This window comes from Blautia sp. ZXY-1-C6, assembly GCF_056339875.1.
This window is the reverse complement of sequence record NZ_JBWJVQ010000125.1, coordinates 1-2,800: the sequence shown is the minus strand read 5'-3', so window position 1 is coordinate 2,800 and position 2,800 is coordinate 1. Positions and strand designations below refer to the sequence as shown.

The 2,800-nt window shown below is 41.8% G+C and carries 3 protein-coding genes and 1 pseudogene; all 4 read right to left on the bottom strand.

What is annotated here, in order from left to right:
* The coding region (gene lepB / locus AC075J_RS04535; protein ID WP_476390072.1) for a signal peptidase I at window positions 1-530 on the bottom strand (530 nt) is incomplete at its 3' end.
* A complete protein-coding gene (locus AC075J_RS04530; protein ID WP_008702985.1) occupies window positions 454-1,479 on the bottom strand; it encodes an RluA family pseudouridine synthase in 1,026 nt (341 codons plus the stop codon). The genes AC075J_RS04530 and lepB, both read right to left, overlap by 77 nt.
* Before the next feature lie 81 nt (window positions 1,480-1,560).
* Entirely contained in the window at window positions 1,561-2,214 is a 654-nt protein-coding gene (locus tag AC075J_RS04525; protein WP_008702984.1) for a hypothetical protein, read from the bottom strand.
* Window positions 2,211-2,794 (bottom strand): annotated as a pseudogene (locus tag AC075J_RS04520) (DUF3362 domain-containing protein); the annotation flags it as partial. The gene AC075J_RS04525 and the pseudogene AC075J_RS04520, both read right to left, overlap by 4 nt.
* Between the last annotated feature and the right edge of the window lie 6 nt (window positions 2,795-2,800).

Here is a 2,800-nt window from a genome sequence, read left to right as displayed (position 1 = left end):
CTGATAACTGCCTTTCCGACAATCTCATCAAATGTCACAAAACTGGTGCTTTTCCAGCAACGGGAGTCTTTGGAATGATTGCGATTATCACCCAGGACGAAATAGCTGTTTTCAGGAACTTCATACGGGCCAAAGCTGCCCCTTGGTTTTTCCGGAACGAAACTGTCATCCAGAGGAATCTCTGAATCATTGATATAGACTTTGCCGTCCTTAATCTGTACTTTTTCTCCCGGAAGTCCGATGACTCGTTTGATGAAAAGCTTGCTTTCGTCATCCGGGTATTTGAAAATAACAATGTCAAAGCGTTCCGGATCTTTTATTTTTTTTGATATTTCATGTCCGAAGAAATCCAGATTGAGTCCATATGCAAGGCGGAATCCGAAAATACGGTCTCCTGTCATAATGGTTTTTTCCATTGATTCGGAAGGAATTTTGGCATTGATCAGTACTACGCTATTCACAAGCGTTACGATCACTACTACTATGATGATCATTTTTGCGTAATCCCATATTTCTTTCCAGATTCTCATGATAAGCCTCCTCAAGATTTTCCTCTTTGATGATTTTACAGAAAAGCTCCGGTGCCGGCGCCACAAAGGTCTGGTCTGTCTCCGGAATTACTAACCTGTATGCATGGAGAAGCTGATGCCTGACTCCATGGCGGATGTATTGCTTATTAAATTCAGAATCTCCGTATTTGGTGTCTCCAAGCAATGGATGTCCTGTTCCTGCAAGGTGAGCACGAATCTGGTGAGTACGGCCTGTGATCAGCTCAACTTCCAGAAGAGTTATTTTTCCGTTGCTGCCAAGAGGACAATATTTCGTTTCAATCGGCAGGGAATCTTTGAATTCCTGTCTGCTTACGATTACTTTGTTTGTTTTTTTATCTTTGTGCAGATAACCCCTGATATGATCCGGTTTTTCTATTTTGCCTTTTGTGAGGCAGATATAGTATTTGTGAAGTGTTCTGTCGTGGAATATCCTGGACAGAAACTGCAGACCGGCAAGGCTTTTACCTGCACAGACCATTCCGCTGGTATTACGGTCAAGTCGGTTACATACAGAAGGTCTGAAGGTTTTGAGCTGTTCTTCTGTAAGATCACCTTTCTTTAAAAGGTAGCCGGTCAGATATTCTACAAGGGACGGTTCCCCGTCATATGCCGGCTGTGAAAGCATCCCTGCCGGTTTATTGATGATAATGATATCAGGATCCTCGTAAACAATATCCAGTTCGCAGTATGCTCTTGCTGCCTGACTGCTTCCTGCAAATTTATCGAAAGTTTCATCACTCAGAAACAGTTTGATGGTGTCGCCTTTGAGAAGTTTTTCGTTTCCTGTGGCTTTCTTTCCATTTAGAGTGATGTTCTTTTTGCGAAGCATTTTGTAAAAAAAACTTTTAGGTGCTTCTCTGAGAAGCTTGGCCAGATATTTATCAAAGCGCTGGCCCGCTTCATTTTCTTCTATAATAAATTCTTTCATATTTAATTGTTCCTGTATAATTATACCAAACTCCGAAATAACACATTGCTATAGATATATTTTGTAATTGAATTCCGGCGACTACAGACACAATGCCAGAATGGTCTGTCGGATCAGTTCGTTTCTGGAAAGATCCGGATATTTTTCGTCCGGGGTAAATTTGATTCCTTCTTCCAGACTTTCTCTGTGATCGTTCATGGAATCAAGACGTTCCAGGAACGGACGGAGATCTGTAAAAATTTTCACCGTCACTTTATAACCGTTTTTACGGATGATCTTCTGGGAATTGGTTTCCATGAAAGATGCATCGATTTTCGGATCACTGCTGTAAGCCACTACTGTATTTCCACATACTGCTGCTGCATCAATATAGGCACTTTTTTCATAAAAAGTCATGTAAAGTTCATATGCCATATCCAGACTGCCCTGATGCTCATGGATTTTCTGATATAATCCGGCATCCATTGGTCTGCATTTCAGAATCATGATCAGATTCACCATGGATTTACATGCCGGAAGACAGCCAACTACAGTTACAACTGTCCAGACAGTCATTCTTGTCTTAAAATAGAACCAGGATGTAAAAAAGATGAATAAGGGTACTGCAAAAAGAATTGCAGTGATGATCAGGCGGCGTCTCTTTTCACTTCTGAAATATCCGAAGTTCCCTTTGGATACTTTTGAAGATGTTTTCGCTTTACTTTGTTTTTTATTTCTGTTTTTCTTTTCTGTCACTTACGTCCTCCTCTGGAATTTTTCTTATGTATATTTCTGATAGTATTCTTCTTTGCAGATGCTGAACTGTTTTTGTTATTTTTGCTATTTCTGCTGTTTTTCGCATTCCGACTACTGCCCTGAGTATGCTGTTGGCCTCCATGATTCTCTCGAAGCGGCCGGATCAAACATTTAGGGCCGTAACCTACCAGGTCCATTCTTCCGGTCATTTTGAGGCCTTCCAGCACCAGTTCTCTGTTTGCAGGATTCTTGTACTGCATCAAAGCTCTCTGTATTGCTTTTTCATGGGGGTTCTTCGGCACATATACCTTCTCACCTGTAAGAGGATGGATTCCCGTATAGTACATACAGGTAGAAAGAGTAGAACGGGGTTGGATGAGAAATCCTGTATCCTGTGCCGGGGTAGAGCCAGAATCCCGGACATATTCCGCAAGTTTTACTGCCTCTTTCATGGTACATCCCCGATGGGAGGACATGAAATACGGGACAGCATACTGCTGCTTTCCTGTTTGCCTGTTTGTCACGCATCATATTCCTTAAGAAACTGCTGATAGACGCTGTGACTTGGTTTTCCCATATACTAGGA

What these genes read in the sequence shown, in the direction of transcription:
- AC075J_RS04530 (WP_008702985.1), bottom strand. Translation starts at nt 1,479, where the DNA reads ATGAAAGAATTTATTATAGAAGAAAATGAAGCGGGCCAGCGCTTTGAT.